This window comes from Amycolatopsis sp. NPDC104863 (assembly GCF_055582965.1).
In genome coordinates this window covers 869,248-873,832 of record NZ_JBVJOW010000003.1, presented here as the reverse complement: position 1 = coordinate 873,832, position 4,585 = coordinate 869,248, and the positions used below count along the sequence as shown (strand labels likewise).

Below are 4,585 nucleotides of genomic sequence, written 5' to 3'. Positions count from 1 at the left end.
GAATCAGCAACCCATCCCGACACGACGGCGAGCGGTGCGCCCCGGGACGGCTGCTGCTCCGCCCAACCCGGCGCCCGGCGGCCTGCCGCCCGGGGCGCGAATGTCTTTGGTGTCCCTCTCGGGAAAAAGCGCGTGCCTACCAGACGGCGGCCGTCAGCGCCTCGCCCAGGTCCAGCTCACGGCTGGTCTGGGTGAGGTCGGACTCGACCATCATCCGCATCAGCTCTTCGAACGACACGGTCGGCCGCCAGCCCAGCCCGGCGTAGGCGCGGGTCGCGTCGGCGCAGAGCACCTCGACCTCGGCCGGGCGCACCAGGCCCGGGTCGACGACGACGTGGTCGCGCCAGTCGAGCCCGGCCGCGGCGAAGGCGAGCTCGGCCGCCTGGCGGACCGTGTGCATCCGGCCGGTGCCGATCACGTAGTCGACGGCTTCGTCCTGCTGCAGCATCAGGTGCATGGCGCGCACGTAGTCGCCGGCGAAACCCCAGTCGCGGACCGCGTCGAGGTTGCCCAGCCGCAGCTCGTCCTGCACACCCAGCTTGATCCGCGCGACGGCGTTGGAGATCTTGCGGGTGACGAACTCCATGCCACGGCGGGGGGACTCGTGGTTGAACAGGATGCCGGAGACGCCGTACATCCCGTACGACTCGCGGTAGTTGCGGGTGATGTAGTGGCCGTAGCACTTCGCGACGCCGTACGGGCTGCGCGGGTGCAGGATCGTCAGCTCGTTCTGCGGCGTCTCGGCCGCCTTGCCGAACATCTCCGACGACGAGGCCTGGTAGAAGCGGATCTGCCCGCCCGGCGCGGCCCGCGACTTGTCGAGCCCGCAGACCATCCGGATCGCCTCGAGCACCCGCAGCACGCCCATGCCGTTGACGTCGGTGGTGAGCTCCGCCTGCTGCCAGGACATCGGGACGAACGAGATCGCGCCCAGGTTGTACACCTCGTCCGGCTGGACGAGGTCCACCGCCGCGACGAGGCTCGCCTGGTCGAGCAGATCGCCGTGCACGAAGTTCAGCTCCGCGGCCAGCCGGCTCACGCGCGACTTGCGGGGGTTGGCCTGGCCGCGCACCAGGCCCCAGACCTGGTACCCCAGGCCGAGCAGGTGCTCGGCGAGGTAGGAGCCGTCCTGCCCCGTGATGCCCGTGATCAATGCTCGTTTTGTCATGGTTCTCCCACGTCCACCGGCCGGCCACGCCCACGGCTACCCGAGACTGCCGTTGATCGCCATCATTGGACGCCCCGCCGACTCGGGAAAACACTCGACAATGCCCGGGTTCCGCGGCGATCACTGGTGATTTCCCTTGCCGTTCCGGCCCATCCTGCAGCTTTCCGGTATCCCCGAAGGCTTGCGAGGACCCGATGGCCATCCGTTACCCCGTCTCCCAGCCGTACCTCACGGGCCGGGAGATCGACTACGTCACCGAAGCGGTCGAGACCGGCTGGATCTCCGCGCAGGGGCCGTTCGTCCGCCGGTTCGAGGAGGCGTTCGCCGCGTGGAACGACCAGGCGCACGGCGTCGCCTGCTCGTCGGGCACGGCGGCGCTGACGCTCGCCCTGCGCGCGCTCGGCATCGGCCCGGGCGACGAGGTGCTGGTGCCCGAGTTCACCTACGTGGCCTCGGCGTGGGCGGTCACCTACACCGGCGCGACCCCGGTGTTCGTCGACTGCCTGAGCGACCTCACGCTCGACCCGGCGCTCGCCGAGGCCGCGATCACCCCGCGCACCAAGGCGATCATGCCGGTCCACGTGCACGGCCGCCGCTGCGACATGGACGCGGTGATGGACCTGGCGTTCCAGTACAACCTGCGCGTCGTCGAGGACACCGCCGAGGCGCACGGCGTCCGCCCGGTCGGCGACGTCGCGTGTTTCTCGTTGTACGCCAACAAGATCGTGTCCTCCGGCGAGGGCGGCATCTGCCTGACGAACGACCCGCGGCTGGCCGCCCAGATGGCGCACCTGCGCGGCATGGCGGCCGGCAAGGCCCACGACTTCGTCCACAAGCAGCTCGCGTACAACTTCCGGATGACCAACCTGCAGGCCGGGGTGGCGCTGGCCCAGGTGGAGCGCTTCGACGAGATCCTCGAGCTGCGCGCCCAGATCGAGAAGCGCTACGACGAGCGCCTCGACTTCCCCGGTGTCACGCGGATGCCGGGCCGGGACGTGCTGTGGATGTACGACCTGCTGGCCGACGACCGTGAGGAGCTGCGCGCCCACCTGACGTCGGCAGGGGTGGACACCCGGCCGTTCTTCCCGCCGATGAGCCGTCAGCCGATGTACTTCCGCGAGTCCTGGACGGACCTGAAGGCCGCCCGGTTCGCCGCCGAGGGCCTGTGCCTGCCGACGCACACGGGACTGTCCGAAGCGGACCAGGACTACATCGCCGACCGCGTCCGGGAGTTCTACGGGGTGCGCTGACGCGAAGAACCGCCCACCGGGATTCCGGTGGGCGGTTCTCGTGGGTGGGGATCCGGCGGGCCGTCCGCGCAGTGACCAGGACAGCCCGCCGGAAGTCTGGAGAAGATGTCGTGAGTGGTAATTAGGGTTAGAACCCCAATTACCACTCACGACAGGCCGCGGCAGGCTGCTCAGCTCGCCGGCTGCTCCGCCGAGTCGAGGTCGCGGGCCAGCAGGTCCGCCACCGCCGAAAGCGCTTCCTCAGCGCCCTCGCCGTCCGCCGTCAGCAGCACCTCTTCGCCGCCGCGGACACCCAGCGCCATCACCCCGAGGATGCTCGACGCGTCGACCAGCTTGCTCTCGTCCCGGCCGATCTTGACCGGGACCGGCTGGCGCCCGGCCAGCTCGACGAGCAGCTTCACCGGTCGCGCGTGCAGCCCGACGGGCGAGCCGATCACCACTTTCCTACTGGACATCAGGAACTTCCCATCTCGTGAACGCTCAGTCGACCGATCGGGCCGAGAACTCTTCGACCACCTTGCGCGCCGACGGCACGTCCGGGGCCCCCAGCACCTCGCCGGCCAGGATTTCGCACTGCTCGAGCGTGTAGTCCTTCAACGCGGCCCGCACCGCCGGGACCGCGGACACCGACATCGAGAGGCTGGTGATCCCCAGCCCCGCGAACACCGGCGCCAGCCCGGGGTCGCTCGCCGCTTCCCCGCAGATGCCGGCGGGCTTGCCGGCCGCCTTCGCCGCCGCCGCGACGGTGGCCACCAGCGCCAGCAGCGCCGGCTGCCACGGGTCCAGCAGCTCCCCCAGCTCGCCGAGCATGCGGTCGGCGGCGTAGGTGTACTGCGACAGGTCGTTGGTGCCGATGCTGACGAAGTCGACCTCCGCCAGGATGTCCCGCGCCCGGATGGCCGCGGCCGGCACCTCGATCATCACGCCGATCTTGCCGATCCCGTGCTCCCGCGCCAGCTCACGGAACGCCGCCGCCTCCGCCGGGGTGGCGATCATCGGCGCCATCACCCGCACGTCCGCGTCGTGGTCGGCCGCCGCCAGGCTGATCGCCTTCAGCTGCGCGGTGAGCAGACCCGGGTTGCGGACGCCGACGCGGTACCCGCGCACTCCCAGAGCCGGGTTCGGCTCATCTTCGGTGTTGGCGAACGGGATGTACTTGTCGGCCCCGGCGTCGAGCGTGCGCAGGACGACCGGACGGCCGCCGAACCCGCGCAGCACCTCGCCGTAGGCCGCCCGCTGCTCCTCGACCGTCGGGGCTTCCGTGCGGTCCAGGAACAGGAACTCGGTGCGGAACAGCCCGACGCCTTCCGAGTCGGCCGCCGCGTCCGACCCCGCGCCGCCGGCACTGCCGACGTTGAGCAGGAGCTTGACCGGGTGGCCGTCCGCGGTGGCGCCGGGACCGCTGTGCGCCGCGAGCTTTTCCTTCAGGGACAACGCTTCCGCCTCGATCCGGCGGACGTGGTCGTCGTCCGGGTCGACCGCGACGGTGCCGCGGGTGCCGTCGACCGCGATCCGCGTCCCGTCCGCCAGCCCCGCGGCGCCGGCGCAGCCGACCACCGCGGGGATGCCCAGCGCCCGGGCGACGATCGCCGTGTGGCTGGTCGGCCCGCCCTTCTCGGTGACGATGCCGAGCACCTTCGCCGGGTCGAGCAGCACCGTGTCGGCGGGCGCGATGTCCTGGCCCACCAGCACGAACGCGCCCTCGACGGCCGGGATGCCCGGCTGGGCCAGGCCCAGCGCGGCGGCGATCGCGCGGTCGCGGATGTCGATCAGGTCCGCTGCGCGCTCGCCGAGGTAACCACCGATGGCCTCGAGCGCGGCGACGTGCTTGCCGAACGCGTCCCGGATCGCCCAGGCGGCCGGCCGGCCGTTGGTCACCGCGTCCGCGATGCCGGTCCGCAGGGACGGGTCCTGCGCCATCATGATCTGGGTGTCCATGATGGACTTCGACTCGCCCGACACCGAAGCCGCGCGCTTCTCCAGGTCCGCCACCGCGGTGTCGAGCGCTTCGCCCGCCGCCGCCAGCTCCGCTTCGGGAGCCGACGGCGCGTCCCAGTGCTCGGGCAGCACCGGGGGCGGCGTCAGCCGCACCACCGGGCCGGCGGCCGCACCCGGGCTGGCCGGGTTGCCGCGCAGTTGGTCAACCACCGTGGGTCGCCTCCTCAGG

Annotated in this window: 4 protein-coding genes; 1 reads left to right on the top strand and 3 read right to left on the bottom strand. The window is 71.5% G+C overall.

The features are described 5' to 3' along the window. Positions 1–136: 136 nt before the first annotated feature. The gene (locus ACZ63J_RS20780) at positions 137–1,168 is read right to left on the bottom strand and encodes a GDP-mannose 4,6-dehydratase (protein ID WP_465342363.1); all 1,032 of its coding nucleotides are present in this window, start codon (positions 1,166–1,168) and stop codon (positions 137–139) included. Positions 1,169–1,362: 194 nt separating this feature from the next. On the opposite strand from ACZ63J_RS20780, the gene ACZ63J_RS20775 reads away from it, so the two are divergent. Then, positions 1,363–2,418 (top strand): DegT/DnrJ/EryC1/StrS family aminotransferase, encoded by a 1,056-nt coding sequence (locus ACZ63J_RS20775; RefSeq protein WP_465402414.1) that lies wholly within the window; start codon positions 1,363–1,365, stop codon positions 2,416–2,418. A 170-nt stretch (positions 2,419–2,588) separates the two neighbouring features. On the opposite strand, the gene ACZ63J_RS20770 is transcribed toward ACZ63J_RS20775, so the two are convergent. Together ACZ63J_RS20770 and ptsP are read right to left on the bottom strand one after the other, a co-directional pair. Further along, positions 2,589–2,873, bottom strand: coding sequence for an HPr family phosphocarrier protein (locus ACZ63J_RS20770; protein WP_465337491.1), 285 nt, complete (start codon positions 2,871–2,873; stop codon positions 2,589–2,591). A gap of 25 nt (positions 2,874–2,898) precedes the next feature. Then, the gene (gene ptsP, locus ACZ63J_RS20765) at positions 2,899–4,566 is read right to left on the bottom strand and encodes a phosphoenolpyruvate--protein phosphotransferase (RefSeq protein ID WP_465402415.1); all 1,668 of its coding nucleotides are present in this window, start codon (positions 4,564–4,566) and stop codon (positions 2,899–2,901) included. Between the last annotated feature and the right edge of the window lie 19 nt (positions 4,567–4,585).